Origin of the sequence: Cupriavidus sp. SK-3, assembly GCF_000611145.1 — a bacterium.
Lineage (GTDB): Bacteria > Pseudomonadota > Gammaproteobacteria > Burkholderiales > Burkholderiaceae > Cupriavidus.
In genome coordinates, this window is record NZ_JFJV02000234.1 from 19,077 (window position 1) to 45,051 (window position 25,975).

The following is a 25,975-nucleotide window of genomic DNA, read 5'->3' on the forward strand; positions in this document are numbered from 1 at the left end:
CCGGTCGTGCCGGCCGGCGATGCAGCCAGCGCCAGCGCCAACATCCAGGCCGCGTGGGTAGAGATCGGCGACAGCAACCAGGCCATCGCCCGCGTCATCACCAGCTATGTCGCGCCGGCCGCCGCCGCGGGCAGCGCACTGCCGTCGAATGCGCTGTGCCCCTTGCTGACGGTAGACGGCGTGCAGCAGCGCATGGCGCTGCGCGTGGGCGCCGGCGCCATGCCGCTGCGCACCACCGCCAGCGCCGCTGCCGACTCCAAGCCATCGGACTTCCCGGTCTCGGTGTGCGAAGCGACGCTGCCGGCCAATGCGGCCGCCGCCAGCGTGGCAGGCCAGACACTGCCGCTGCCGAAGGCCCAGCCGCAGCGCGTGCTGGTGCTGGCCGACACCGGCTGCCGCCTGAAGAAGGCGGATAACGCTTACCAGCCTTGCAGCGACGGCACCGCGTGGCCGTTTGCCGCGCTCGCCGCCACCGCCGCCGGCATGAACCCCGACCTGGTCCTGCACATCGGCGACTACCACTATCGCGAAAACCTCTGCCCGCCCGATATCGCCGGCTGCCAGGGCACGCCGTGGGGCTATGGCTGGGATACCTGGCAGGCCGACCTCTTCAAGCCCGCCGCCGCGCTGATGGCCAAGGCACCGTGGGTGGTGGTGCGCGGCAACCATGAGGAATGCGCGCGCGCCGGCCAGGGCTGGTTCCGCTTCCTCGATCCGCGCCCATACTCGGACGCGCGCTCCTGCAACGACCCGGCCAACGACGGCAACGCCAACTACTCCGAGCCCTACGCCGTTGCGCTCGGCACCGGTTCGCAGGTCATCGTCTTTGACTCGGCCAAGGCCGGCAAGACCGCGCTGCCCACCAACGACCCGCAGTTCATCGCTTACCAGAAGCAGTTCCAGACGGTGGGCTGGCTCGCCGCCAGGCCGGGCATGAGCACCACCCTGTTCACCAACCACCATCCCATCCTGGCCTTTGCGCCGGTGGCGGGCAACAACCCCGCGCCGGGCAACCTGGCGCTGCAGTCGGTGATGAGCAACGCCAACGCCCAGGCTTATTACCCGGTCGGCGTGCACGTGGCGCTGCACGGCCACGTGCATGACTTCCAGGCCATCAATTTCGCCTCCGGCCACCCGGCCACCATCGTGTCCGGCAACGGCGGCGACAACCTGGACGTAGCGCTGCCCGATCCGCTGCCGCCTGGCACGATTCCCGCCCCCGGCACCGTCATCGACAAGATCACCCATCACAGCAGCTTCGGCTTCGTGATGATGGAGCGCAACGCATCGCCCGCCACCGGCTGGACCTTCAAGGCCTATAGCGTGGCCGGCAAGCTGATGGCTACCTGCGTGCAGACCTCCAATACGCTGGCTTGCGACAAGACCGGCTTCCTGGCGCCGTGAGCGCTGCCGCGCGCGCCGCCATCGCCGTTCTGGCCTGCGTTGGCGGTGCTTGCCTGGCGGCGTCGCCGCCAGGCGTGGTGCTGACGCCGGGCGCCCCGCCCGCGGGCGTGGTGGCGACCATCGGCAACGGCACGCCAAAGGTCACCGCCAAGGTGGACCCCACCGCCGCCGTCTTCCGCCCCGATCCTGGCCTGGCCGCGCTGGGCAAGCGCATCTTCTTCGACGCCCGCCTGTCGGAGCCGCGCGGCACATCCTGCGCCGCCTGCCACGACCCGGCGCGCGCCTTCGCGCCGACACTGTCGCCCGCCGCTCTGGCCGGGCCGCGCGTGCCCCAGGGCAGCCGGCCCGGCCGCTTCAGCCTGCGCAACGCGCCGTCGCTGCTTTACGTGCGCTACGTTCCGCGCCGGCACTTCTACCAGGACGACGATGCGCCCTACCCGTCGCCCTTCGGCGGCCTGTTCGCCGACGGCCGCGCCGACACACTCGCGGAGCAGGCGCGCGGCCCCTTGCTCGATCCCAATGAGATGAACAACGGCACCCCCGCCAGCCTGCTGCGCAAGGTCAGGGGGACCGAGCTGGCACCCGTGCTGGCCCGGCACTTCGGCGCCGCTGTACAGACCGATCCCGAGCAATTGGTGAGGGCGCTGGGCAAGGCGCTGGAGGCCTACCTGCAGAGCGATGAGATGGCGCCCTTCAGTTCCCGCTTCGATGACTACCTGCGCCACCGCACGCCGCTGGCACCGCAGGAAGCGCGCGGCCTGGCCTTGTTCAAGAACCCGGACAAGGGCAACTGCATGAGCTGCCACACGCTGGCGGACACCGCCAGCCGTCCCGAGCGCTCGCTGTTTACGGATTTCGGCTACGACGCCATTGCCGTTCCACGCAACCGCGCGCTGGCCGCCAACCGCGACCCCGGCCATTTCGACAACGGCTTGTGCGACAGCGCCCGCCGCCTGCGCTGGCCCGAGCCGGAGCAATGGTGCGGCTATATCCGCACGCCCGGCCTGCGCAATGTGGCGGTGCGCCAGAGCTTCATGCACAACGGTGTGTTCACCACGCTGCGCGATGCGGTGGCGTTCTACAACACGCGCTCGACCGATCCGGGCAAGTGGTATCGCGGCGCCAGGACCTTCGACGACGTGCCGGCGGCCTACCGGGGAAACATCAACATCAATTCCACGCCGATGAACCGGCGCGCGGGAACAGCCCCGGCCATGACCGAAGCGGAGATCGACGATCTCGTGGCGTTCCTGCGAACGCTGACCGATGCGCCTTATGCCGGCCTCATGCCGGGCGCGGCGGCGGCACAGCGCTGACCGGCCCGGCTGCGCGCTGCGCCGCGGCAGCGCCGGGCTGCCTCACGGTGCCGCGCAGACCGCGTCCGCTTCAAAGCCGCGAAAGACCCGTTGCGTAGGATCGGGCGTTGTTGCGATGGCGCCGCCCTCTGCCCGGACCAGCCGCAGCACCTGTCCGCCGCAACTCTTCGCGGCGGCATTGCGCTGAAAGCGGAACTCATACTCCCAGCCTGGCAGCGGCACAAAGGAAATGCCCACCGCGCAGCGGTAAGGCTGGTCGTCGGCGGCCGATGCCGCCGTCGCGGTCAGGTAGATCCGATGGCCTGCCAGCAACCACCGTTCGCGCGTGCGGCCGGGGGGCTCCGGCGAGATCCCCGCCATCGCCAGGCCGGGTTCCCTGCCCATCGCCGTGATCTGGTTTCCCGTCGCGGCCAGCAAGAGCGGCTTGGGCGGCTTGGGACATTTATCCGCATCCACCACGCTGAAGGTCGTGTTGTCTTCCGTGTTGGTCAGCAACCGCACACGGGCGGCGGGTGCGCCGGTCTCGACCCGGTAGTGGGACACGCAGCCGGTCAGCGCGAGCGCCAGGAGCGATGCCGGGCCCAGAGGGATAACGGCTTTGCAGACTTTCGACATGGGAATGCGGGAAAGTTGGCTGTTGGCAGAGCATACGCGCATTGATTCGCCATGCGCGTCCACCGGATGCCCGATGGCGCCAGCCGCGATCCGCCAGGCACGGCCGATGCACAGGCACTTCCGTTCGAACCGGGCACCTTTGACGCGGTCGTCAACGCCTTCGGCATGTGCCACCTGCCCGATCCCGACCTGGCGCTGCGCGAGGCCTTGCGCGTGCTCAAGCCCGGCGGGCGCGTGGCATTCACAGTGTGGGACGTGCCGGAGCGCGCCGTGGGTTTCGGGGCGCTCTATGCCGCCGTGCGCGCCCACGGCACATTGGATGTCGGCCTGCCGGCGGGACCGAACTTCTTCCTGTTCAGCGATCCGGATGCTTGCGCAAAGGCGCTGCTCGGCGCGGGCTTTGTCTCCCCCTCCTGCCGCCAGGCGCCGCAGAGCTGGCGCATGGCGACGCCCGACCAACTCTTCGAGATGGTCGCGGCGGGAACGGTGCGCGCATCTGCCACCCTGCGTGCGCAAAGCCCGCAAGCCAGGGAAGCCATTCGCGCAGCGCTCCGGGACACCGTTGCCGCCTATGCCAGCGGCGACGCCTTCGACGCGCCGATGCCGGCCCTGCTGGCAACCGCAGTCAGGCCATAGCGCGAACGCCGGCGCCGCGCAAAGGGTCGCTTAAGCAGATCCAAATTGACTTCGATTTCGTTCGGAACTACCCTCGGTTGAGCCATTGACCCAGCCCTGCGCGGCTGTTCACGTGTGTTCGCATCTGTTCGCATCTGTTCGCGGCTGCCCAGGGCGAGCCGGCATAAGAGAACAACAAGACAAAGACAACAATAGAGACAGCCTCACCGTGCCTCCCCGCCTGACCGACCTCCGCCCCGTCCTGCCGATTCTGCTCGGCGCCTCCGTGATGCTCAGCCTGGCCATGGGCCTGCGACAGAGCCTGGGCATCTTCATGCCGCCCCTGACCAGGGAGATCGGCATCTCGGTGTCGGACTTCACGATTGCGATTGCGGTGCAGAACCTGGCCTGGGGCCTGCTCCAGCCGCTGGCCGGGGCGTGGGCCACGCGGGTAGGATTCCGGCCCCTGATGATGAGCGGCTCGCTGCTCTATGTGCTGGGCCTGGTGCTGCTGGCCACCGCCCACGGCATCGTGGGCGTGACGCTCGGCGCCGGCGTGGCGATCGGGGCGTCGATGGCCTGCACCGGCAGCGCCATTTCCATGGCGGTCGCGGCACGCCCGGTGCCGGCCGCCTTGCGCAGCACGGTGCTGGGCATCGTGTCGGGCGCCGGCTCGCTCGGGGCCCTGGTAGCCGCGCCGATCGGGCAAATGGTGGCGCAATCCTACGGCTGGCGCGTGGGCCTGGCGGCCTTTGTTGTGCTGGCGCTGGTGATGCTGCCGGCCGCGTGGTTTGCCGGCAAGGTGGATCGCCTGCCGCTGCCCACGCCGCCGGGCGGCGTGCAGCAAAACGCGCGCGAGGCGCTTGGCACGGCCTTGCGGCACAAGGCCTTCCTGGTCATGGGCGCCGCTTATTTCGTCTGCGGCATGCAGCTGGTTTTCCTCACCACGCACCTGCCCTCGTATCTCGACGTCTGCGGCATGGACCCCATGCTCAGCGCCAAGGCCCTGGGCGTGATCGGCGGCTTCAACGTGCTGGGCAGCCTGTTCTTCGGCTGGGCCGGCGGCCGGGTCAACAAGCTCATGCTGCTCGGCACCATCTACACCGTGCGCTCGCTCGCGCTGACCTGGTATTTCTCGTCCGCGCCCACGCCCGGCAGCACGCTGGTGTTCGCCGCGGTGATGGGTTTCCTGTGGCTGGGCGTGGCACCGCTGGTGGCAGGCTGGATCGCCGAAACCTTCGGCCTGCGCTGGCAGGCGATGCTTGGCGGCGTGGCGTTCTTCAGCCACCAGATCGGCAGCTTCGTCGGCGCGTTTGGCGGCGGGCTGGTCTACGATGCGCTGGGCTCTTATACTCTGGCGTGGCAAATCGGCGTGGCGCTGGGACTGTCCGCGGGACTGACGCAGATCGCCTTCGCGTTTGCCACCCGGCCGCGCCCGCCGCAGGTGGTCGCCACGTAAGCGGCCCCGCCGGCAGCCCGCCACGGGCGCCGGCATCCCGGCTGCGGCCGGAACGACAAGGAGGCAACCATCATGGCCCTGACGCTCCATGCTCATCCGCTATCCTCGTTTTGCCACAAGGTGCTGATCGCGCTTTACGAGAACGGCACGCCGTTTTCCACCCATCTGGTCAACCTTGGCGAGCCGGACTCCCGCGCCGCCTTCCTGGCGCTCTGGCCCATCGGCAAGATGCCGGTCCTGCGCGACGACATCCGCGGCCTGACAATCCCGGAAAGCACGATCATCATCGAGTATCTCGACCGGCATTACCCCGGCGCGCGCCCGCTGCTGCCCGCCACGGACGACGAGCGCCGCGAGGTTCGGCTATGGGACCGCACCTTCGACCACTACGTGCACATCCCGGTGCAGAAGATCGTGGGCGACCGGCTGCGGGCCGATGGCGAGCGCGATCCGCGCGGCGTCGCGGACGCGCAGGCCATGCTGCGCACTGCCTATGACATGGTCGAGCAGCACATGGCGGACAGGACCTGGGTGGCGGGCGAGCATTTCACCCTGGCGGACTGCTCGGCGGAGCCGGCGCTGTTCTATGCGGGCATGGTGATGCCGTTCGCGCAAACGCATCCGCGCCTGGCCGCCTATGCGGAGCGCTTGTGGGGCCGCCCGTCCGTGCAACGTGTCATCGCCGAAGCCCGCCCCTACTTCCACCTGTTCCCGGTCAAGGGCGCCATCCCGGCGCGCTTTCTCCGCGACGAGCCGCCGGTTGCCTGATCTTCCCTGGGGACGCCATTCGATGTCGGCTGCCGCAATAAGCCGCGAGTCCGGGAACCGCGGGCCGGGCAATGCGTCTGCGCGGCCGGCCGTCCGGAGCCACCTCCCGAGACGGCAAGTGACGCGTGCGACAGCCAGCGCGAAAACGCTTGCCCCATTGCCGCGCCACGGGCACCGCCCTGGTGCCTAAAGCCGGGATAGGGCCGCAATGGCCCTGCTACTCCGGGCTTTGATCCCCTGCCGCGCTGCTTAATATGCGGGCACGTGTTCTGCAGCGTGTGCCCCCCCCCCGCTTGCTGACTCTCCGGTCTCTCGATTTGCTGGCTGGCGGCACCCCGTGGGTACTGCCAATTGGTCCTCATCGCCCCGAGTGCGCTCCCGCCGCCCGGGGCGTCTTTTTTGGCGCGGCCCGGCCTGCGTACTTGCCGGGGCCGCCCGATTACACCGGGTCCCGCCAGTGCGCGGTCTCGGCAACGAGCGCATCGATCAGTGCCGCCATGGATGGCCGCTTGAGCGCCGACTGCCGGACCAGCACGCCGATCTCGCGAAAGACCGGTTCGCCCGGCAGCGGTATTTCCACGACGTTGCGCGCTGACTTGAGCGGGACCAGTTCCGCCGGAATGATCGCGCAGCCCAGCCCCTCGCCCACCATCTGCAGGATCACCGCTGGCTCGTCCAGCTCCATGCTCTCGTCCACCCACAGCCGGTGGCGCCGGAGATAGCGGTCCACCAGCTGGCCGCCCATGGAATGCCGGTTGTAGCGGATGAATGGCAACGCCGCCAGCGCCGCCTTCAGCTCGCGCGGCGAGCCGGAGGGCGCGATGCCGACAAAGCGCTCCCGCATCAGCGGCACCCATTTGAGTTCCTGGGGAATGCCAAGCCTGGGCCTGATCAGGACGGCTACGTCAAGCTCGCGGGCATCCACCTGGGTAAGCAACTGGGTGGACATGCCGGGAACGATATTGACATGCGCCTTGGGAAAGCCGGCGCGCAGGCGCTTCATGGCCTTGGGCAGCAGCGTGGCCTGCACGGTCGAGACGGCGCCAAGATCCAGCGGCGTGGTATCCGGGGCCGAATGCGCGCGGCCCTTCATCGACTCATAGAGCTCGACAAAGCGCATGGCCTCCGGAAGCAGCTTGCGGCCCTCCTCGCTCAGTGCGACCGACTTGCCGGCCCGGTCGAACAGGGCGCATCCCAGGTCTTCCTCCAGCCGGCGGATCTGCGTGCTCACAGCGGACTGCGTGAGGGCCAGGCGCGCGCCGGTGGCAGAAAAGGACGAGGTTTCAGCGGCTACCAGGAAGGTACGGAAATAGCGGATCATCCGGTGCGGCTCATGGCCCGATCATGGTTTTATATCGAAAATTTCTATGCTGAGAACAGAAATCATTCGTTTCATATTACGACTTCTGCTGATTACAATCAATGCGGACGCACTGCCGATAACCCCAACCCACAAGAGCCCCTCCCATGAGCGCAACGCCGTTGTTCCACCTGGCTTTTCCCGTCAACGACCTGGCGGAAGCCCGCCGCTTCTACGGCGGGCTCCTCGGCTGCCCGGAAGGCCGCAGTTCCGATGCCTGGATCGATTTCAATTTCTACGGCCACCAGGTCGTCGCGCACCTCGCGCCGGAAGAATGCGGCCATCGCGCAACCAGTGCAGTCGATGGCGACGAGGTGCCGGTGCGGCACTTCGGCGCGATCCTGTCCATGGAAGAGTGGGAAGCACTGGCCGACAAGCTGCGCGCCGCTGACACCCGGTTCGTGATCGAACCGCATGTGCGCTTCAAGGGACAGGTTGGCGAGCAGGCCACGATGTTCTTCCTCGATCCGTCGGGCAATGCCCTTGAGTTCAAGGCCTTCGGCGACATCAGCCAGGTCTTTGCAAAGTAACCGCCTCCTCACATACGCCCCCAGGAACCCAGACATGACTGAATTCGTGATCCAGCCCGCCGGGCAGGCGAGCGTCGCCGTGGCCGGCGGCAGCGCCCGCTTCCCCATCCGCCGCGTGTTCTGCGTTGGCCGCAACTATGCGGCGCATGCGCGCGAGATGGGCAATGACCCTGACCGCGAACCGCCGTTCTTCTTCACCAAGCCGGCCGATGCGGTGGTAGCCGCGGAAGGAACCGTGCCCTATCCGCCGCTGACGGACAACCTCCATCATGAAATCGAACTGGTGGTGGCCATCGGCAAGGGCGGCGCCAACATCAAGCCGGAGCAGGCGCTCGAACTGGTGTGGGGCTACGGCGTTGGCGTGGACCTGACGCGCCGCGACTTGCAGGACACCGCCAAGAAGATGAGCCGCCCGTGGGACTGGTCGAAGGGCTTCGACGCCTCCGCCCCGTGCGGTCCGCTACAGCCCGCTGCCAGCATCGGGCACCCCGCCCACGGCCGCGTATGGCTCAAGGTCAATGGCGAGCCCCGCCAGGAAGGCGACCTGAACGAGCAGATCTGGCCCGTGGCGGACGTCATTGCCTACGTATCGCAAAGTGTGACCCTGGCGCCGGGTGACCTGATCTTCACTGGCACGCCGGCTGGCGTCGGCGCGCTGCAGCCGGGCGATGCGGTGACCGCGGGCATCGAAGGCGTCGGCGAGATCGCTTTCCGGGTCGGCAAGGGCTGAGGCGAACGCAGCAAGGCCACTCATCGTATTTCCAGGTGCATCCGGGCCCGGTTTCCTGTTCGCGCCCGGCACATTCCCCGCCGGGCCGTTTCAGCAGCAACAAAACGCCGCGCCGGCTCACCGGGACATCCATCCAGGTGCGCCAATGTCGATTTCTTTTAGTAAGACATCCTACGACGAAAACGCCTGAAGCGGCAGGCGGGCGCCATTCGCCCCCAAGCCGGAGCGCCAGCCCCGAGCCGCCGCCAAATTTATAGAAGCAGACGATCACCGCCGGCACTTCCCGCCGTCTCTTGACGAAGCGCGTGTAACGCTTATACTTCCCTCCAAGTTGTACGATAACTTATAAGTTGGCGACGCAGGGCAACCAGCGTCGGACAAACCCATGCGAGGAGAGACAATGCGCGAGAACCGGATTCGGAAAATGTGGGCGGCGGGGCACGCTGTCATCAACGGCTGGCTGTCCATCCCCAGCGGCTTCGCCGCGGAGACCATGGCCCACCAGGGCTGGGATTCACTGACGGTGGACCTGCAGCATGGCGCCGTCGACTACAGCGACGCCATCACCCTGTTCACCGCGATCTCCACCACGGACACCGTGCCCGTGGTACGGGTGCCGTGGAACGAGCCGGGCATCCTGATGAAGGTGCTCGACGCGGGCGCGTACGGTGTCATCTGCCCGATGATCAATACCCGCGAAGACGCGGAACGGTTCGTCGCCGCCACCCACTACCCGCCGCTGGGCACGCGCAGCTTCGGACCGATCCGCGGCTTGCTTTATGGCGGCGCCGACTATCCGGAACACGCCAACGAGACCATCGTCACCTTCGCGATGATCGAGACCATGCAGGGGCTTAACAACCTGGACGACATCCTCTCGGTCCAGGGGCTCGATGCCGTCTATATCGGCCCGTCCGATTTGTCGCTGGCGCTCGGTTGCAGGCCCACCTTCGACGATGTCGACCCGCCCGTTGCGGACGCCATTGCGCATGTGCTTTCACGCGCCAAGGCCCACGGGGTAGTCGCCGGCATCCACAACGGCGCGCCGGAGGCGGCATTGCGCCGGATCGAACAGGGCTTCCAGTTTGTCACGGTGGGCTCCGATGCCCGGCTGATGGCGGCCGGCGCCAGGCAGGTGGTCACGCAGATGCGTGCCGGGCAAGCCGCCCCGGGGCAGGCATCGGGCTATTGATATCTTTGATTTGCGGCTTGCGATTTGAAACACCGGCATCGCGGCGTACGCGATGCCGGTGCCATGCACTAACGGAGAACAAAAGTGAAGCTTGGATTTATCGGCCTTGGCATCATGGGCACCCCGATGGCGGCGAACCTCATCGCCGGCGGCCACGAAATCAGCTTGTCCAGCCGCAGCGGCGTGCCGCAAAGCTTGCTGGACAGTGGCGGCGTGGCCTGCGGCAGCGGCAAGGAAGTGGCCGAACGGGCCGACGTGATCTTCCTGATGGTGCCGGACACGCCCCACGTGGAAGCGGCACTGTTCAACGAGGGCGGCATTGCCGACGGGCTGAGCGCCGGCAAGATCGTGGTCGACATGAGTTCGATCTCGCCTATCGCCACCAAGGCATTTGCCAAACGTATAGACGCGCTCGGCTGCCAGTACCTGGATGCGCCCGTATCGGGCGGCGAGGTCGGCGCGCGCAATGCCACGCTGTCCATCATGGTGGGCGGGCCGGAGGCTGCCTTCGAAACGGTGCGGCCGCTGTTCGAACTGATGGGCAAGAACATCACGCTGGTGGGCGACAACGGCGCGGGGCAAACCGCCAAGGTCGCCAACCAGATCATCGTGGCGCTGAACATCGAGGCGGTCGCCGAAGCGCTGCTGTTCGCGTCCAAGGCCGGCGCGGACCCGGCGCGCGTGCGCCAGGCGCTGATGGGCGGCTTTGCCTCCTCCAAGGTGCTGGAAGTGCATGGCGAACGCATGATCAAGCGCACGTTCGAACCGGGTTTCCGCATCGGGCTGCACCAGAAGGACCTGAACCTTGCGCTGTCGAACGCCCGGGAGATGGGCCTGTCGCTGCCGAATACCGCCACCTGCCAGGAATTGTTCAATGCGTGCACAAGCCATGGCGGCGCGGGCTGGGATCATTCGGGGCTGGTCAGGGCGCTTGAGCTGATGGCCAACCATGAAGTCGCGCCCAGTCAAGGCTGAAGCCCCCGCAGCAATCATGCGATCCGGACCGGATTCCACGCCGACCGGATCGCAGGCATCGCGTTGCGGCAGGCGCAGCCAGTATCGGTGGTGAGCGATTGGTGCAAGACAAAATGCGGTGCCGTGCAAATACGGAAATTTCCGAAGGGCGAGCGACCGCATACGCAGTATGCTTTTGCGAGCCCGCCACTCTCGCGTTGGAGCAGGCGGACCTCAACACTATGAGGAGCTTGCATTGCGTCCCACCGACCGAGCCGGTCCCAAGCCGATCGCCAGCGCCGGCAGTCCGGCTGATCCGCCCTTCGTCTTCAGCACGCAAAGCGATCTCATCGCCGAAGTGCTCAGCCTGAGCCGCCCCGCCGAACCCGGGGATCAGCCCCGCGTAGCCGAACTGACTGCCCAGATCGATGCGCTGAGCCGCAGCCTCGGCGAGCGCATGGCGAACGGCTGCGCCGAATTGCAGAGCGTCAGTGCCGGCCTGGACAGCGTGCTGCAGCTAGCGGAACTGCAGAGCGAGAAAGCAGAAGAAGCCTATGGCTTGTACTGCCTGCTGAAGCTGCTGAAGCTGCAGCTGGATGACGCGGTGGAAGACATGCACCGGCTGCTTTGAGCGATGCATCGTACGCGCCCGCTCCCCCGTCCCCCGTGACTCCTGGCCTTTGATGCTGACGTCAAGCCGTGGTCTTGACCAGCGACCCTGAAGCGCTGCCACCGTCAGCCGCCAATGCCTGCGCCAACGCACTGGTCGCCAGCAGCAGCGAAGCCGACGTGCTGGAGACCTGGGACTGCGCGGCGGCAAGGACAGCGGTCTTCGCCTCATCATTCATATTGCTGGCTTGCACGGCCAGGAGCTGACGCTGCTGCTCCGCCAGTTGCTTCTGCAGTTCGGCAATCTGCTTCTTCAGCTGCTTGACGGTATCCGATCCGGTGCTGTCGTCGTCGCTGCTACCGCCGGCGCCTGCCGCCATGGCGGCCCCGCCGCCCGTGCGGATGCCAGCCGCGCGACCGCCCGATGCGGCAGCGGCGGTGCCACCGGACCGGGTGTCACCGGCATCGGCCGACGCGGCCTTGACGGGTATGTTCGTTCCGGGAATCGTCACCTGCGGGATGACTGCGCTGAGGCTTGACATATCGACGTTATCCATTGAATCCAGGGATATCCGATCATCGGCCGCGGACCGGGGAACTTTAGGGAAATCCTGCCGATACCCGAGCCGCGCCCTTCCTGTCAGCGATCGACAATCGTGCCGAGATTGACCCGCACGCGCTGGAGCAAGCGGATCAACTGCTCCCGCTCCTGCGCGCCGAGCCCTGCCAGCGCTTCCTCGGCAACCTCATCCCCGACCCGGCGTGCCTTGTCCAGTGCCTTCTCTGCCTTGGGCGTCATGCGCACCACCCGTTCCCGGCGGTCCGCAGGGTTCGGCAGCCGTTCGATCCAGCCGCCCTCTTCCATCCGGTCCAGCAGGCGGCCAGCCGAAATCGGCGCGACTTCAAGCAAGTCGGCCAGCCGCACCTGGTTGACTTCACCGTAGTGCGACAGGTAGGCGAGCGCACGGCATTGCGCCCTTGTGAGATCAAGGGACGACTTCGCCAGGTCGTCGAAGCGCTTGCCGCTGAGCCGGCCGACGTCCGAGACCAGGAAGCCAAAGCGTTTTTCCAGTTTCGTTTCCATGGCGCGATTGTACAAACATCTACTCCGCGGACGCGGCACCGCCAGCGAAAACCGCCTTGCCATGCCTTGTGGCGCCCGTATAATAAGCATGCTTATCATATCCCGGTCCAACAGCCTGCCTTATCCATGTCATCCGAAGCGGTAGCAGGGCGCGTAGCGATGCCGCTCAACCGGCCCATGATCACCATCTCGATCATGGCCGCCACCCTGATCCAGACACTCGACAGCACCATCGCCAATGTGGCGCTGCCGCATATGCAGGGCAGCCTGTCGGCATCGCAGGATGAAATCACGTGGGTGCTGACCTCGTACATCGTCGCTGCCGCGATCGCCACGCCGCTGACCGGCTGGCTGTCCGACCGGCTCAGCGTGAAGCGCCTGCTGGCCATCTCGATCACGGGCTTCACCATCGCTTCCGCGTTCTGCGGGCTCTCGGACACACTTGCGCAGATCGTGGCCTCCCGGCTGCTGCAAGGCATCTTCGGGGCGTCGCTGGTACCGCTGTCGCAATCGATCCTGCTGGACATCAATCCCCGCGAAAAACAGGGACAGGCGATGGCGGTCTGGGGAATGGGGGTGATGGTGGGGCCGATCCTCGGCCCGACGCTGGGTGGCTGGCTCACCGACAGCTATAACTGGCGATGGGTGTTCTTCATCAACGTGCCGATTGGCGCCTTCGCGCTGTTTGGCGTGCTGTCGTTCCTGCCCGCCAGGGCGGCGGAGCGGGCGGTGAAGTTCGATGCCTTCGGCTTTATCACGCTGGGCCTGGCGATCGGCGCGCTGCAGGCCATGCTGGACCGCGGCGAGCAGCTCGACTGGTTTGGCTCGCTGGAGATCCGGATCGAAGCCATCCTGGCCGGAGTGAGTTTCCTCTACTTCCTCGCGCACACCGCCACCGCCGGGCCAAAGTCGTTTTTTCGCTACCAGTTGCTGAAGGACCGCAACTTCGCCACCGGCGCCTGCTTTATCTTCGTGATCGGCGCGGTCATGTACGCCACCCGCGCACTGCTGCCGCCGATGTTGCAGAACCTGATGGGCTATCCCGTCGCCACCACCGGACTGGTCACCGCGCCAAGCGGCGCGGGCACCATGCTCTCAATGCTGCTGGCCGGGCGCCTGCTCAAGCGCATCGACGCGCGCGTGCTGCTGCTGTCAGGCTTCCTGGTCTCCGCGTTCGCGCTGTGGCAGATGATGCAGTACACCGTCGTGCTGTCGGTCTCCGACATCGTCTGGCCCGGCATCATCCAGGGCTTCGGGCTGGGGCTGGTGTTCGTGCCGCTCAGCGCGCTGACGTTCTCCACGCTCGCCCCGGAACTGCGCGCGGACGGCACCGCCACCTACAGCCTGATGCGCAATATCGGCAGCAGTATCGGCATCTCCGTCATCCAGACCTTGATGACGCGCAACACACAGGTTGCCCACGCCGACCTGGCTGCCAATGTGAGCGTGTACAACCCGGCCATGCAGGCGCTGCTGGCAAGCGGCTCGCGCTACGACCTGGCCATGCTCAGCCAGTCGATCAACCAGCAGGCCTCGATGATCGCCTACCTCAACGATTTCAAGGTCATGTTCGTCGCGACCCTGCTGGTGGTGCCGCTGATCCTGCTGATCAAGCCCACGCACCATGCCGGCGGCGACGCGGTCGCGCATGCGGCCATGGACTGACGCACAGCTGACTAGCCGGCCGCCCTGCCCAGCTTCTGCCGGTGGTCCAGGTACTCCGCCACGGCGCGCTGGAACACGGGCAGCTTGCCGGTGAAGAAGTGGTTGGCGCCGGGCACCACCACAACGGGCAACTCCTGCGGGCGCGCCCAGTCGAACACCGCTTGCAACGGTACGCTGGTGTCCAGTTCGCCGTGGATGACGAAAGCATCGGCTGGCACCGCGGGCGTGTCGTAGTGGCGGCCGCCGGCGGCCGGGCCTGCCGGCATGCCGGCCAGGATCAGGTGTGCGATCTGTTCTCCGTCCTCCAGCAACTGCTTTGCCACGCGCGTCTGCACATAGGCGCCGAATGAGAAGCCGGCCAGCGCCAGCGGCAGATCCGGGTGCGCCTGCCTGAGATGCCGGACGGCCAGAAGCATGTCATCCGTTTCGCCCTGCCCTGCGTCGTGACTGCCCTGCGTACCGCCCACGCCCCGGAAGTTGGGCCGCACGGCCAGATAGCCGCGCGCCTGGAAGATCCTGGCCAGCGCCACCGGAATCTTGTGCTCGGCGCTGCCGCCAAGCAGAGGATGCGGGTGCGCGATCACCGCGATGCCGGCAGGAGGCCCTTGCGGCGAATCCGCCAGGGCCTCGATGCGGCCGGAGGCGCCATCGAACCAGATGCGATTGTCTGAGGGAGAAAGCGAAGACATAGGGTGTGGGAGGTAAGACACAGGCAGTGGAAAAGCGGGCCGGTCGGCGCTGATGCCAGGGCCGGGGCCGCGAAGCCGCATTGTAATGCCGGGGAGCGCGCGTGGCAGACCGCGGCATGGCGGCGGATTCCCCCGCCGGCCGCCGGTGCCTATACTCGTTGCACCACGCCCACGGCCTTCCGGCACCGCTCAGGAGGACATCCCATGACCGCCCCTCAAGCCGCCCCCGATCCCGTCCCAGCCGCAAAGGCAGCAAGCGTGGCGCCCCAGGTCGTGCCGGCGGGCTACCGGCAAGGCATCATCACCGCAATCACGGTCTTGCTGGGCTTCTCGCTGGCGTTCTGGCGCTTCTGGGGCTTTGAGACCCCCGGCCGCTGGAGCACCCGGGCGCTGCTCGCCGCCGCCTCGCTGCTGGCCGCCGTGTGCCTGCAGATCGTGGCCCTGCTCCGCTCGCTGCGGGTAGAGGATGACCAGGTGCCGGAATACCGCAAGACGGTGCGCTGGTTCATCGCCTCGGCGGTCGCCCTGCTGATCGGACTGTTCGGCGCCATGCTTGACGCGGCCATCACGGGATGACCGGGCGCCGGCGCCAGGCAGCCCGACCCGACGCCAAGTAGAATGCTCCTCGTCGTTCAAAAGACAGGAGAAAACGCCTATGACAATCCCCACTACGTTGGAGTGCCTTTGCGGCCAGGTCCGGCTTCGGATTGACGGAGCACCCGTGGCCAGGGCCAATTGCCATTGCCAGGCTTGCCGGGATTTCTACGCGACACCGGTATTTGCCGCCACGGCCTGGGAGCCCGCGCACGTACTGGTGGAACGCGGCGCCGAACACCTGGCCACGTACCACCACAGAACGCGGCAACTCGAACGCCAGTTCTGCCGGCAGTGCGGCGAGACCCTGTTCGGCACCAACCGGCTTGGCATGTCGGTCATTCCCAACAGCCTCTTCGCGCGGGCAAGTGGCGGCGCGCTACCGGAGGCACTGGAACCGGCCATGCACCTGTTCTACCGGCATCGCGTGGTGGATGTGGAGGATCAGTTGCCGAAGTTCCTGGACGGATGGGATGGCCCGCTGCACAAGGCAGGGTTCTGAGCCGCCCGGCAAGCTCGCGCTCATTGCGGTTGCAGATGTACGGCGGGTTGGTCACGCGCGGCCCGTCGGCGTCGCGGGCTTTGCGCCGGCGGGGCGCTCCCGCGCGGGCATTGTCATGGCAGCAACGCCGGCAACCACGCACGCCAGGCCGGCCCATGCCCCGGCCGTAAGCGACTCGCCGAGAAACACGATGCCGATGGCGACACCGATCGGCACGCGCAGATAGGCTTGCGCCGTGGTTCCCACCGGACCCAGTGTGCGCACCAGGCGAAAGTAGATGACAAAAGCCAGCGCGGTGGAAAAAACCGATAGCGCCAGCAAGGCGGCCAGTGAGGACATTGACGGATGCAGCGTCCAGGGCCGGTCAATGACCAGGCTTGCCGGCACCAGCAATGCCGCCCCCACGATCATCGAACCGGCCGCCGGCGCCGCCGGGGCCAGGTCCCTGAACGAGCGGCCGTAGATGGCCGCGCCGGCATAGCAGGCGGTGGCGGCAACAATAGCGAGTTGCGGCAACAATTGTTGCCCGAGCCCGCCCAGCACGCTGGTGCCGACGATCATGCAAATGCCCGCGAGCCCGGCGATCACGCCGAACAGCTTGCGCGCCGCGATGCGTTCGTGGCGGGTGACCAGCCAGGTTCCCAGCATGGCCATCACCGGCGAGGCGGCGTTCAGGATCGTCGCCAGGCCGGCTGGAACCGACTGCTCGGCCCAGGCGATGAGCGTAAAGGGCACCACGCTGTTCAGCATGGCCTGCACGGCAAAGCGGCGCCAGGTTCCAGCATCACGCGGCATTGGCATACCTCTGGCTGCCATCCAGGCCACCAGCAGCACGCCGGCGATCAGTGTTCTTGCCGCGATCAGCGTCACCGGAGGAATCGTGGCAACGCCGAGCCGGATAAAGGTGTAGGACGCGCCCCATAGCGTGGACAAGGCCAGCAGCAGCGCCAGGTCCGGCGCAGCGCCGTTGGCGCGGGGCGCGCGCGCCTCCGCGGTGAGGTTGGCTGGCAAGAGGGTCTCCCGGGGAAGGCATCACATCCATTGTGGGCGCGCTACGCGGGAGAACGTTTCAGCGTGTGCTGAACGATGGATTGCATGCCATTGCGCCGGCGCGGTCATCGGGCAGCCCTTGGCGGATACCTCGCGGCTGGACCTCACTGCGCAATCGGCGGGGCTATATGCCATCTCACGGGGCATGTCGCACGTGTTCACCGACGATCGCGAGATGCCCGCCCATGGCAGGGTGATGCATGACGCCCTTTTTGCCTGGTGCCTGCACTGCCAGGCGGAAGAAAACCGCTGGCCGCCGGTCATGCCCGCCCAGGACACGCCCTGACGCGGCCTAGCCGGGCGACAATACGCTATCACCCAGCCCGCCGGTTCCATACGCCCATGTCCCTGCGCACCGCCGCCCCCGCCCTGGCCTCCGCGCTGCTCTTCGGGGCAAGCACGCCACTTGCCAAAGCCCTGGCCGGATCAGTCCCGCCCTTGCTGCTGGCGGGCTTGCTTTACCTGGGCAGCGGCCTGGGCCTTGGCCTGCTGCTGCTGGTGCTGCGGCGCATCGGGATGGGCTCCGGCAATGCCGGTACCCGGATGCCTGGCATTCCGCGCCGGGAAATGCCGTGGCTGCTGGGCGCCATCCTCGCCGGCGGCATGGCCGGGCCGGCCCTGCTGATGAGCGGCCTGGCCGGGACGAGCGCGGCGTCGGCTTCCTTGCTGCTGAACGTGGAAGGCGTCTTCACCGCGCTGATCGCCTGGGTGGTCTTCAGGGAGAATGCCAGCCGCCCGATCGTGATCGGCATGGCCGCCATCGTTGCCGGCGGCTTGCTGCTGTCCTGGCAGCCGGGCCGCCTGCAATTGTCAGCCAGCGCCTTGCTCATCATCGGTGCGTGCCTGTGCTGGGCCATCGACAACAACCTCACGCGCAAGGTGTCGAGCAACGACGCCGTGTTGATCGCCTGCATCAAGGGCCTGGCGGCCGGTCTCTGCAACACGGGGCTGGCCCTTGCCACCGGCGCCCGGTTGCCGGCGCTGCCCGCGCTGGGCGCGGCCATGGCCATCGGGTTCCTCGGGTACGGCGTCAGCCTGGCGCTCTTTGTCATCGCGTTGCGGCTGCTGGGTACCGCCCGCACAGGTGCCTATTTCTCCGTGGCGCCGCTGTTCGGCGTGGCGATTTCACTGGCCATGTGGCCCGAGCCGCCGCACGCGGTGTTCTACGCGGCGGCCTCGCTGATGGCGCTGGGTGTCTGGCTGCACCTGCGCGAGCATCACGAGCACGAGCACACCCACGAGCCGCTCGAACACAGCCACACGCATCGCCACGATGCGCATCACCAGCATGAACACGACTTCCCCTGGGACGGACGGGAGCCGCACCGGCACCTGCACCGGCATGCCCCCCTGGTCCACAGGCATCCGCACTATCCGGATATCCATCACAGGCATTCGCACTGACACCGCCTGCGCGAACGCGCAGCACCGCGAGATCTGGCTGCGCGCCGCCGATGGCTATGTCGTGGCGATCGCGAGCCAGTATGGCAATCCCGGCCCTGCGGCCTAGCCGCCAAGGGTTTCCAGTGCCCCCTGATAGTCGTAGCAATCCAGTTGCGCCTGCAGGCGTTTGCAGGCGTCGGCGGACAGGCCGCGGGCAATGACGTCGCGGTAGCGGGCGAACGTGTTGTTGGCCTCGCTATCGGCCCCCTCCAGTTGTCCGCGTAGTGCTTCCAGGACGGCAGCCAGCGCGGCATCCTGGCGATCGGGGCCGGTCGCCGGCACGGCGCCGGGCTGGGGTGAAGCGTCCTGAGCCGGCAAGTGCACGCGCAGGACATCGAGCAACGGCAGCAAGGCAGCGCGCAGGACCGCCAGCAGTTTGACGGAATCCGGGCGCCCGGGCGCGGTCGGCAGCAACAAGCTCGCCTCCAGCGTAGCCGCGGCGGAGGAAAGCGCCATGGCGCCAAGATTGGCGGCCAGTCCCTTGAGCGAATGGGCCAGCGACAAGGCGCCGTCACGGGCGCCCCGGGCCATGCACTCGCCGATGCGGTCCGGCATGTCGGCATAGCCCGCGGCGAAGCGTTCGAGCAACTGGCCATAGACCTCCACGCGGCCACTCACACGCCCCAGCCCGCCGTTCACGTCCAGGTGCGGGGAGGCCGCCAGCGCGTCGACCCAGGCCGGCCGGGCAACGGCTTGCGGCGCCGGATCGCCGCCACCGGGAACCGACAGCCATTGGCGCAGGGTGGCATAGAAGGCCGCTGGATTGATCGGCTTGGCGATATGGTCGTTCATGCCCGCCGCCAGGCAACGCGCCCGGTCTTCCGGCAGCGCATTGGCCGTCATGGCGATCACCGGCAAGCTCGCGAAACCCGGCAGCTCCCGGATGCGCCTGGTGGCTTCGAACCCGTCCATCACGGGCATCTGCACATCCATCAGGACAAGATCGTAGGCACCGGCCTGGACCTGATTAAGCGCAATGGCACCGTTCTCCGCCACGTCCGGGTAGATCCCCGCGGCCTGCAGCAAGTGAACCGCAACCTCCCGGTTGATGTCGTTGTCCTCCACCAGCAACACCCGTGCGCTGGGCAAAGAGAGCATCGCGTCCGGCGCGCTCTCCCGCGCCTCGGCGGCGTCCTCCGGGGCATCCTCGTCGGCGGCCAGCGTGCGCACGGTCGCCTCCAGCAGGATCGAGGCGCTCACCGGCTTGATCAGGGTCGCATCGAAGCCGGAGCGCTCGCCTTCGCGCAAGACTTCCTCGCGGCCGTGCGCGGTGATCATGACCCGGCGGGGACGCGGGTGGCGCAGGCGCATGGCATCGATATGGCGGGCGGTCTCGATGCCGTCGAGACCGGGCATCTTCCAGTCGATGAACACGGCCTGGTACGGGTCGGCGGCCTCGTCGGCCAACGCGATCTTCGCCAGCGCGGCCCGGCCGGAGGTGGCCTCGTCCACGCGGAAGCCAAAGTTGCGCAGCATGGAGACGACGACCTGTCGCGCGTAGTCGTGATCGTCCGCCACCAGCAGACGGCAGCCGGCAAGCTGCGGTGCGACCATGGCACGGGCAGGCCGCTTCTTTCCTGCCTGCAGGTCGAGTTCGAACCAGAAGGTGCTGCCCTGGCCCGGGGTGCTGTCCACCCCCAGCGTGCCGCCCATCAGTTCCACCAGGCGGCGGCAGATGGCCAGGCCGAGGCCGCTGCCGCCGTAGCGGCGCGTGGTCGAGGCATCGGCCTGCTCGAAGCTCTGGAACAGGCGGGAGCGCGTGGCGGCATCGATGCCGATGCCGGTGTCGCGCACTTCGAAGCGCAGGCGGATGCGGGGCTGGGATTCGCCGGCGCCGCGGCGTTCGACGCGGATGACAATTTCGCCCTGATGGGTGAACTTGACCGCGTTGTTGGCGAAATTGATCAGGATCTGCCTGAGCCGAAGCGGATCGCCGCGCAACGAGTCCGGCACGTCCGGGGCGACTTCGACGATCAGTTCGAGATGCTTGGCGACGGCGCGCTCGGCCACCAGGTCGCTCACCGTGCGCAACATCCGCTCCAGCGAAAAATCGATCCGCTCGATTTCCAGCTTGCCGGCTTCGATCTTCGACAGGTCGAGAATGTCATCGATGATCTCCAGCAGATGCTGCCCCGAATGCTGGATCTTTTCCAGGTAGCCGCGCTGCTTGTCATCGAGCCGCGTGCGCAGCGCCAGGTGCGCCATGCCGATCACCGCGTTCATCGGGGTACGGATCTCATGGCTCATATTGGCCAGGAAGCTGGCCTTGGCATGGGCGGCGCTCTCGGCGGCCTGCTTGGCGATGACCAGCTCGGCATTGGCCTGGGCCAGTTCCCAGGTCCGCTCTTCGACCCGGCCTTCCAGCGTCTCGGACAGCGATTTCAGGCGATGGTTGGCCTCCACCTGCTCCGTGATATCGATGCCCACGGCACCGACCCCCACCACTTCGCCGGTGTGCGGGTCACGCACGGGAAAGCGCATCATCTGCAGCTGGCGCTCGCCAAGCGGTGTCTGCATGGCGTAGATGTGCTCCTCTGCCTTACCCGAGGACATCACGCGCTCTTCCATCTCCCAGCGCGCCCGGGCTTCGTCCGCTGCCGTGTTGAACTCCCAGGTCGCCTTGCCCAGCACGTCGGCCTCGCTCGCTCCCAACAGGGCTTGCGTGGTCGGATTGGCGGCAAGCATGACGTGCTGGCGGTCCTTGAGCGACATGATCGCGGGCGAATGCACGAGCATGGCGCGCATCCTCTCCTCGCTTTGCGCGAGGCGCCGACCCTCCCGCCGCAGGGTCCAGGTGGCGATGGCGATCAGCAGCAGGATGATGGCGGTCAGCGCCACCACGACATTACGCGTGAACAGATAGGAGGAGAACGCCTCGTCCATCTCCTGCTCCACGATCAACCCCACCTCCAGGCCGGGGATCCATCTGGCCGCGCCCGCGACCCGTTCGCCGCGGAAGTCCGGATAGTCGAAGGCAAGCACCGGCGCGCGGTCGCGCAGTACGCTCCCGGCGACCAGGGTCAGCGGGCCGTCCTGCTGGCCGCTCCCCGCAGCCTTGCCTGGCTGCAGCGGCACCCGGGCAGCGATATTGAGCATGGACGACTTATTCGGTGCCAGCCTGCCCGTTGCCGCCAGCTCGCGCGTGAAGCGGCTGGGAGAGGCCAGCCTGGCCTGGCTGTCGATGGCGTACAACTCGCCGGTACGGGCAAAGCGACCCGCTTCAATGATCGGCAGCATCACCGCGCTGGGATCCACCCGCAGGCACAGCACGCCGATGGTGTGTCCCGCGTCGGACAGGCGAGCACACACTACCTGGAACGGCAGGTCGACCAGCGCGCCCGATGCGTCGCGGGTTGGCTCCGGAGCCGGATAAGGGGGCGAGACCGCGCTGCCCTCCTCCAGCGCCCGCCTGGCGGTCCTGGCGGATTCCGGCAACAACGGGAGGCCGATGCGGCTGGGCAGTTCCGATGCGACGATCTGGAGTGCCGGCGTGGCCAGGGCAAAGCCCAGGTAGCCATTGCTCTGGTAGAGCGGCGTCGCCCATCGATCAAACCTGGCCGCCGCCTCGCTGTCCGGCGATGGCTGCCCTTGCGCGGACAGCAACGGCCGCGCGAGCCTGAGCCCCTCCGGCATGCGCGCTATCGTTCCCGCCCGCCGCTGCTGTTCTCCACTCCATAGCCCCAGCAGGCGCGCGTTGGTCGCCAGGGTCGACTCCATGCGCGCGCCCAGGATGGCGCGGTTATTCTCGTACACCAGGTGGATGGCGCCGCCGGAAAGCAGGCATACCGCCAGCATGAGGAGCACGGGGTACACATAGCCCGAAGCACCGGGACGCATCCCCCGCTTGCGCCAGCCAGACAGGGAATCAGAGACAGCCATGCCGGTCATTCTCCGGGAGTCGCGGCTGAATAACCGTTGGCGGCCAGCAGCGCCGCCTCGCGCGCATGGTCCGCGTCGGTATCGGCGTAGCGTTGTGAAATGGCGTGGAACTCATGGGCGATCGCCAGGAACGCATCGACCATGTCCGGATCGAAATGACGGCCGCGGCCTTCGCCGATCATGCGTACCGCCTGCTCGTGCGGGAACGCCGGCTTGTAGACCCGCCGGCTGATCAGCGCATCGTATACGTCGGCAACCGCCATGAGGCGCGCGGACACCGGAATCGCATCTCCCGACAACCCTTCCGGGTAGCCGCTGCCATCCCACTTCTCCTGGTGATAGTGCGCAATCTCCCGCGCGTAGCGCAGGAAGGAGTTGGGAGCGCCGCACTGGGCCTCGGCTTGCGCGATGGCATCCCGCCCGAGGACGGTGTGGGTCTTCATGATCTCGAACTCTTCGGCGGTCAGCTTGCCCGGCTTGAGCAGGATGCGGTCCGGGATGCCCACCTTGCCGATGTCGTGGAGCGGCGCCGACTTGAACAGCAACGCGATGGTCTCGTCGTTGAGTTCCTCGCTGAAACGCGGGTGGTGCTGCAACGCCTGCGCCAGCCGCCGCACATAGTGCTGGGTACGCCGCAGATGGTTGCCGGTTTCGTTGTCGCGCGTCTCCGCCAGCGATGCCATGGCCATGATGGTGACATCCTGGATCATGGATATCTCCCGCATCCGCCGCTGTACCTCCTGCTCCAGATAGGCCGACTTGTCCCGCAGGAAATCCCTGGCGTTCTTGAGCGTGAGATGGGTGGCGATCCTGGCGTGCATCACCAGCGGGCTGAGCGGCTTCATGATGTAGTCCACGGCGCCAACCTGGAACCCGCGCGTCTCGTCGTGCTCGCCGGTGCGGGAAGTGAGGAAGATCACTGGCACGTCCATGGTGGCCGGATTCGCCTTGAGCTGACGGCACACCTCGTAGCCGTCCATGTCGGGCATCATAACATCGAGCAGGATCAGGCTTGGCGGCGTTGCCGACGCGATGCGCACCGCCACGCTGCCGGAAGTCGCCACCTTCACCCGATAGCGATCCTGCAGCAACGCAGCCATCATCGCGATGTTCTCCGGAACATCGTCCACCACCAGAATCGTGGGCAGTGCGTCGGGATTGTCTGGGCGCATGGGAGAGTCAGATAGGGATATTTGCCGGGCAGGCGATGTCCGCGCGCGCCCGGCCCGGGACGCAACAAAGCAAGGGGCATCCCAGCCCCTGCTTGCCATAACGGTTGTATTGCGCCGCAATTCAGCCCCACTTCCGGAGGGCTCAAGTATTGGCCCTGTCGGCCGTTAACCCGCTTCCGCGCCAACGGCGACAAGAAAGAAGCCCACCGAAGTGGGCTTTCCAAGAGGGACGGACATCGGTCGCATGGCATTGACGCTGACACCCCGCAATCATTTCAATGCTCGCCGGCTACGTCCGAAGACGTGTCCGCATTGCCGGCGCCGCCAGACGGCGCGCCGGCATGGTGTCCGGCCAACAGCGAATTCCCGCAGGCATCAAGGCCCGTCTTTCGCTGGATCGAAGCACCGGCGGCATTGTCATCGGGTCTGGCAGAGCCGAAAAGAGTAGAAATACTCCCCCTCCCCGCTACTCCCCCGACGCCCCCGGCAACGGATGCGAATACAGGCTAGGCAATCTGAGTACTTCTACTCTTTCGCGGCAGCCGTCGCCGAGCCATCATGAAGCATGGAATCTCATCAGCAATCTGCTCGCCATACCTTGCGCATCGACCAGTGGACAATGGCGGTGGGCAACGGGGAAACCGCGCTGGAATACGACGACTGGTTAAGCCGCATTCTCGACAGTCTGGCGCCCGACCTGCCCGGGCATGCCATATCGAGAGTGATCCGGGAAGGCCGGACCGAATTCCGGCTTGAACATCGCGCGCGCTATGAGGTCCGGCATCCCGACATCGGCGTCCGGCGCTTCGTGTGCGCAATCGACAGCGATGCGACGTTGATCGCTTTCGAGCATACGGTGTCCGGTGTCCGCTACCCATGGGTGACGATCAGCGGCGTATTCACCCAGATTGAACTGCGCACGCTCAGGTTCCTGTCCGCCGGACTCGACCTGTGCGCAGCCCCGGTCGGCGCGGAACGCCGCTGAATCGTTGGCAGTTCCAGCGACCGATGTGATGGCCGGCACCACGCTTTCCGGTCCAGAGCCCGCCTTGCGCGTGAGAATTAGCAGCATGGCCGATTCTTGCAGGGAAACAGCACTCCCCGTGTCCCCCCCTTGCAGATGAAGCGCCAGATTCATGCGCCGGGTAGGCTCTGGACTCTTTTATACCGCGCCCACGGCACACGCCGAGCGCATGTTGGCGATCAGCGCCGGGAAGTCCCGGCCCAGCGTGGAGAGCGCCACGGCATCCGCCTTGCCATCCCGCAAGCCACGGTCCAGCTCCATGCATGCCCGCGCGAGCTCCGTCGCCCCAAGCATGCCAAGGATGGCCTGCATGCCATGGGCATGCAGGCATGCCTGGCCAAAATCGCCGCCCTCGACGGCCTCATGGATCCGCGTTACCACGTCCGCGCGTTCGGCGCATACGCGCCCGGCCAGATTGACATAGAGATCCTCGCGACCGAACAAGAGCTTGATCCCCGCAGCGGCGTCCAGGCCCGGTATGCCCTTCAGGGCTTCCACCACCGCTGACGCAGGGGGGCTCGCCTGCGCCGCCACATCCATCCTTGTCCCCGCGCCTGCCTGGCCGCGATCCGCGCCCCCTGGTTTGGCGACGGGCGGTAGCCATGCCGCAATGGTGCGGAACATCGCCGCTGGGTCGATCGGCTTTGAAATATGATCGTTCATCCCGCCCTCGATGCAGCGGATGCGGTCAGCCGACATCGCGTCGGCCGTCAGCGCCAGCACCGGCAGGGCCTGCAGGCCCAGGCCGTGGCGAATCGCGCCGGTGGTCTCTATGCCGTCCATGCCGGGCATATGGATGTCCATCAGCACGATATCGAATGCGTGCTCCTTGAGCGCCGCCAGCGCCCGCGAACCGTCGCCGGCAACGTGCACGTCCATGCCCACCAGTTCGAGAAGACCGCGCGCAACCTCCTGATTGATCGGGTTGTCCTCGACCAGCAAGACCGTGCGCCCGTGCAATGCCTGCCACTCCGGCCCGGCGAGCGAGCGGCCATCCGATACCGCGGTATCCGCATGCCAAAGCCCGGAGTCCGGACCGGCGGCCCTGTCCGCTCCCGCAATCTCCAGCGATACCTCGAACGAAAAGGTACTTCCCACACCGGCCTGGCTCCGCGCAAGGACGCGCCCGCCCATGAGTTCCGCCAGTTTCCTGCAGATCGCAAGCCCTAGCCCCGTGCCTTCAAAGCGGCGGTTCATCGCGCTATCCAGTTGCTGGAACGGCGTGAAAAGCTGTGGCAACTGTTCCGGAGCAATGCCTACGCCCGTGTCCTCGACCTCGAAACACAAGCCGATATGGCTGGGGCGCGCGAGCGGCTCCCCN

24 protein-coding genes and 1 pseudogene are annotated in these 25,975 nt (G+C 66.9%); 16 read left to right on the forward strand and 9 right to left on the reverse strand.

The window, feature by feature from the left end; genetic code table 11:
* Positions 1 to 6 precede the first annotated feature (6 nt).
* A complete protein-coding gene (locus tag CF70_RS23820; protein WP_051648871.1) occupies positions 7 to 1,404 on the forward strand; it encodes a metallophosphoesterase in 1,398 nt (465 codons plus the stop codon).
* Positions 1,405 to 1,424: 20 nt separating this feature from the next.
* The gene (locus CF70_RS23825) at positions 1,425 to 2,720 is read left to right on the forward strand and encodes a cytochrome-c peroxidase (protein WP_235185185.1); all 1,296 of its coding nucleotides are present in this window, start codon (positions 1,425 to 1,427) and stop codon (positions 2,718 to 2,720) included.
* Positions 2,721 to 2,762: 42 nt separating this feature from the next.
* Here the strand turns inward: CF70_RS23825 and CF70_RS23830 are convergent, their stop codons facing one another.
* Positions 2,763 to 3,335: a hypothetical protein gene (locus tag CF70_RS23830; protein WP_051648888.1), complete on the reverse strand. Its 573-nt coding sequence runs from the start codon at positions 3,333 to 3,335 to the stop codon at positions 2,763 to 2,765.
* 51 nt (positions 3,336 to 3,386) lie between these two features.
* On the opposite strand from CF70_RS23830, the gene CF70_RS23835 reads away from it, so the two are divergent.
* The 3 genes from CF70_RS23835 to CF70_RS23845 all read left to right on the forward strand — a co-directional run bounded on the left by CF70_RS23835 (position 3,387) and on the right by CF70_RS23845 (position 6,177).
* Positions 3,387 to 3,971 carry a class I SAM-dependent methyltransferase gene (locus tag CF70_RS23835; RefSeq protein ID WP_051648874.1) on the forward strand — a complete coding sequence of 195 codons (585 nt, stop codon included), beginning with the start codon at positions 3,387 to 3,389 and terminating at the stop codon, positions 3,969 to 3,971.
* Positions 3,972 to 4,239: 268 nt separating this feature from the next.
* Entirely contained in the window at positions 4,240 to 5,409 is a 1,170-nt protein-coding gene (locus tag CF70_RS23840; protein ID WP_051648875.1) for an MFS transporter, read from the forward strand.
* A gap of 72 nt (positions 5,410 to 5,481) precedes the next feature.
* On the forward strand, positions 5,482 to 6,177 hold the full coding sequence (locus tag CF70_RS23845) for a glutathione S-transferase family protein (protein WP_035870554.1): 696 nt from the start codon (positions 5,482 to 5,484) through the stop codon (positions 6,175 to 6,177).
* Positions 6,178 to 6,616: 439 nt separating this feature from the next.
* Here the strand turns inward: CF70_RS23845 and CF70_RS23850 are convergent, their stop codons facing one another.
* The gene (locus CF70_RS23850; RefSeq protein ID WP_035870555.1) at positions 6,617 to 7,498 is read right to left on the reverse strand and encodes a LysR family transcriptional regulator; all 882 of its coding nucleotides are present in this window, start codon (positions 7,496 to 7,498) and stop codon (positions 6,617 to 6,619) included.
* Positions 7,499 to 7,644: 146 nt separating this feature from the next.
* Here CF70_RS23850 and CF70_RS23855 point away from each other — a divergent pair, with 146 nt between their 5' ends.
* The 5 genes from CF70_RS23855 (at position 7,645) to CF70_RS23875 (ending at position 11,574) form a co-directional block, all read left to right on the forward strand.
* Entirely contained in the window at positions 7,645 to 8,067 is a 423-nt protein-coding gene (locus CF70_RS23855; protein ID WP_035870556.1) for a VOC family protein, read from the forward strand.
* A gap of 34 nt (positions 8,068 to 8,101) precedes the next feature.
* Positions 8,102 to 8,797, forward strand: coding sequence for a fumarylacetoacetate hydrolase family protein (locus tag CF70_RS23860; protein WP_035870557.1), 696 nt, complete (start codon positions 8,102 to 8,104; stop codon positions 8,795 to 8,797).
* Between the two features lie 400 nt (positions 8,798 to 9,197).
* Positions 9,198 to 9,989: an HpcH/HpaI aldolase family protein gene (locus CF70_RS23865; RefSeq protein ID WP_035870558.1), complete on the forward strand. Its 792-nt coding sequence runs from the start codon at positions 9,198 to 9,200 to the stop codon at positions 9,987 to 9,989.
* Between the two features lie 84 nt (positions 9,990 to 10,073).
* Positions 10,074 to 10,964, forward strand: coding sequence for a 2-hydroxy-3-oxopropionate reductase (gene glxR / locus CF70_RS23870; protein ID WP_081862324.1), 891 nt, complete (start codon positions 10,074 to 10,076; stop codon positions 10,962 to 10,964).
* A gap of 235 nt (positions 10,965 to 11,199) precedes the next feature.
* Positions 11,200 to 11,574 (forward strand): DUF1484 family protein, encoded by a 375-nt coding sequence (locus CF70_RS23875; protein WP_035870559.1) that lies wholly within the window; start codon positions 11,200 to 11,202, stop codon positions 11,572 to 11,574.
* 61 nt (positions 11,575 to 11,635) lie between these two features.
* Here CF70_RS23875 and CF70_RS23880 read toward each other — a convergent pair whose 3' ends face one another.
* Both CF70_RS23880 and CF70_RS23885 read right to left on the reverse strand, forming a co-directional pair.
* Positions 11,636 to 12,094, reverse strand: a complete 459-nt coding sequence (locus tag CF70_RS23880) for a hypothetical protein (protein WP_035870596.1) — start codon at positions 12,092 to 12,094, stop codon at positions 11,636 to 11,638.
* Positions 12,095 to 12,192: 98 nt separating this feature from the next.
* Positions 12,193 to 12,636 carry a MarR family winged helix-turn-helix transcriptional regulator gene (locus tag CF70_RS23885; RefSeq protein WP_035870598.1) on the reverse strand — a complete coding sequence of 148 codons (444 nt, stop codon included), beginning with the start codon at positions 12,634 to 12,636 and terminating at the stop codon, positions 12,193 to 12,195.
* Between the two features lie 126 nt (positions 12,637 to 12,762).
* Here CF70_RS23885 and CF70_RS23890 point away from each other — a divergent pair, with 126 nt between their 5' ends.
* Positions 12,763 to 14,301: a DHA2 family efflux MFS transporter permease subunit gene (locus tag CF70_RS23890; protein WP_035870561.1), complete on the forward strand. Its 1,539-nt coding sequence runs from the start codon at positions 12,763 to 12,765 to the stop codon at positions 14,299 to 14,301.
* 11 nt (positions 14,302 to 14,312) lie between these two features.
* On the opposite strand, the gene CF70_RS23895 is transcribed toward CF70_RS23890, so the two are convergent.
* On the reverse strand, positions 14,313 to 14,990 hold the full coding sequence (locus tag CF70_RS23895) for an alpha/beta hydrolase (RefSeq protein ID WP_035870563.1): 678 nt from the start codon (positions 14,988 to 14,990) through the stop codon (positions 14,313 to 14,315).
* Positions 14,991 to 15,194: 204 nt separating this feature from the next.
* On the opposite strand from CF70_RS23895, the gene CF70_RS23900 reads away from it, so the two are divergent.
* Together CF70_RS23900 and CF70_RS23905 are read left to right on the forward strand one after the other, a co-directional pair.
* The gene (locus tag CF70_RS23900) at positions 15,195 to 15,566 is read left to right on the forward strand and encodes a hypothetical protein (protein ID WP_035870566.1); all 372 of its coding nucleotides are present in this window, start codon (positions 15,195 to 15,197) and stop codon (positions 15,564 to 15,566) included.
* Between the two features lie 79 nt (positions 15,567 to 15,645).
* Entirely contained in the window at positions 15,646 to 16,086 is a 441-nt protein-coding gene (locus tag CF70_RS23905; RefSeq protein ID WP_035870567.1) for a GFA family protein, read from the forward strand.
* Positions 16,087 to 16,137: 51 nt separating this feature from the next.
* On the opposite strand, the gene CF70_RS23910 is transcribed toward CF70_RS23905, so the two are convergent.
* Positions 16,138 to 17,097, reverse strand: a complete 960-nt coding sequence (locus CF70_RS23910) for a DMT family transporter (RefSeq protein ID WP_051648877.1) — start codon at positions 17,095 to 17,097, stop codon at positions 16,138 to 16,140.
* A gap of 121 nt (positions 17,098 to 17,218) precedes the next feature.
* Between CF70_RS23910 and CF70_RS38230 the strand changes: the two are divergent.
* Positions 17,219 to 17,422: pseudogene (locus CF70_RS38230) on the forward strand (chromate resistance protein ChrB domain-containing protein); the annotation flags it as partial.
* Between the two features lie 56 nt (positions 17,423 to 17,478).
* Entirely contained in the window at positions 17,479 to 18,540 is a 1,062-nt protein-coding gene (locus tag CF70_RS23920; protein WP_035870570.1) for a DMT family transporter, read from the forward strand.
* Positions 18,541 to 18,642: 102 nt separating this feature from the next.
* On the opposite strand, the gene CF70_RS33940 is transcribed toward CF70_RS23920, so the two are convergent.
* Together CF70_RS33940 and CF70_RS23930 are read right to left on the reverse strand one after the other, a co-directional pair.
* On the reverse strand, positions 18,643 to 22,458 hold the full coding sequence (locus tag CF70_RS33940) for a response regulator (protein WP_152561899.1): 3,816 nt from the start codon (positions 22,456 to 22,458) through the stop codon (positions 18,643 to 18,645).
* A gap of 5 nt (positions 22,459 to 22,463) precedes the next feature.
* Positions 22,464 to 23,630, reverse strand: a complete 1,167-nt coding sequence (locus CF70_RS23930) for a response regulator (protein ID WP_035870572.1) — start codon at positions 23,628 to 23,630, stop codon at positions 22,464 to 22,466.
* 565 nt (positions 23,631 to 24,195) lie between these two features.
* On the opposite strand from CF70_RS23930, the gene CF70_RS23935 reads away from it, so the two are divergent.
* A complete protein-coding gene (locus tag CF70_RS23935) occupies positions 24,196 to 24,615 on the forward strand; it encodes a hypothetical protein (RefSeq protein ID WP_152561900.1) in 420 nt (139 codons plus the stop codon).
* A gap of 177 nt (positions 24,616 to 24,792) precedes the next feature.
* Here CF70_RS23935 and CF70_RS33945 read toward each other — a convergent pair.
* Positions 24,793 to 25,974, reverse strand: a 1,182-nt coding sequence (locus CF70_RS33945; protein ID WP_235185184.1) for a response regulator, incomplete at its 5' end; no start/stop codon positions are given.
* Position 25,975: the final 1 nt, after the last annotated feature.

Coding starts and splice junctions, on each gene's coding strand:
- CF70_RS23830 (WP_051648888.1), bottom strand. CDS start 3,335: ATGTCGAAAGTCTGCAAAGCCGTTATCCCTCTGGGCCCGGCATCGCTC.
- CF70_RS23835 (WP_051648874.1), top strand. CDS start 3,387: ATGCGCGTCCACCGGATGCCCGATGGCGCCAGCCGCGATCCGCCAGGC.
- CF70_RS23840 (WP_051648875.1), top strand. CDS start 4,240: ATGCTCAGCCTGGCCATGGGCCTGCGACAGAGCCTGGGCATCTTCATG.
- CF70_RS23845 (WP_035870554.1), top strand. CDS start 5,482: ATGGCCCTGACGCTCCATGCTCATCCGCTATCCTCGTTTTGCCACAAG.
- CF70_RS23850 (WP_035870555.1), bottom strand. CDS start 7,498: ATGATCCGCTATTTCCGTACCTTCCTGGTAGCCGCTGAAACCTCGTCC.
- CF70_RS23855 (WP_035870556.1), top strand. CDS start 7,645: ATGAGCGCAACGCCGTTGTTCCACCTGGCTTTTCCCGTCAACGACCTG.
- CF70_RS23860 (WP_035870557.1), top strand. CDS start 8,102: ATGACTGAATTCGTGATCCAGCCCGCCGGGCAGGCGAGCGTCGCCGTG.
- CF70_RS23865 (WP_035870558.1), top strand. CDS start 9,198: ATGCGCGAGAACCGGATTCGGAAAATGTGGGCGGCGGGGCACGCTGTC.
- CF70_RS23880 (WP_035870596.1), bottom strand. CDS start 12,094: ATGTCAAGCCTCAGCGCAGTCATCCCGCAGGTGACGATTCCCGGAACG.
- CF70_RS23885 (WP_035870598.1), bottom strand. CDS start 12,636: ATGGAAACGAAACTGGAAAAACGCTTTGGCTTCCTGGTCTCGGACGTC.
- CF70_RS23890 (WP_035870561.1), top strand. CDS start 12,763: ATGTCATCCGAAGCGGTAGCAGGGCGCGTAGCGATGCCGCTCAACCGG.
- CF70_RS23895 (WP_035870563.1), bottom strand. CDS start 14,990: ATGTCTTCGCTTTCTCCCTCAGACAATCGCATCTGGTTCGATGGCGCC.
- CF70_RS23900 (WP_035870566.1), top strand. CDS start 15,195: ATGACCGCCCCTCAAGCCGCCCCCGATCCCGTCCCAGCCGCAAAGGCA.
- CF70_RS23905 (WP_035870567.1), top strand. CDS start 15,646: ATGACAATCCCCACTACGTTGGAGTGCCTTTGCGGCCAGGTCCGGCTT.
- CF70_RS23920 (WP_035870570.1), top strand. CDS start 17,479: ATGTCCCTGCGCACCGCCGCCCCCGCCCTGGCCTCCGCGCTGCTCTTC.
- CF70_RS33940 (WP_152561899.1), bottom strand. CDS start 22,458: ATGGCTGTCTCTGATTCCCTGTCTGGCTGGCGCAAGCGGGGGATGCGT.
- CF70_RS23930 (WP_035870572.1), bottom strand. CDS start 23,630: ATGCGCCCAGACAATCCCGACGCACTGCCCACGATTCTGGTGGTGGAC.
- CF70_RS23935 (WP_152561900.1), top strand. CDS start 24,196: ATGGAATCTCATCAGCAATCTGCTCGCCATACCTTGCGCATCGACCAG.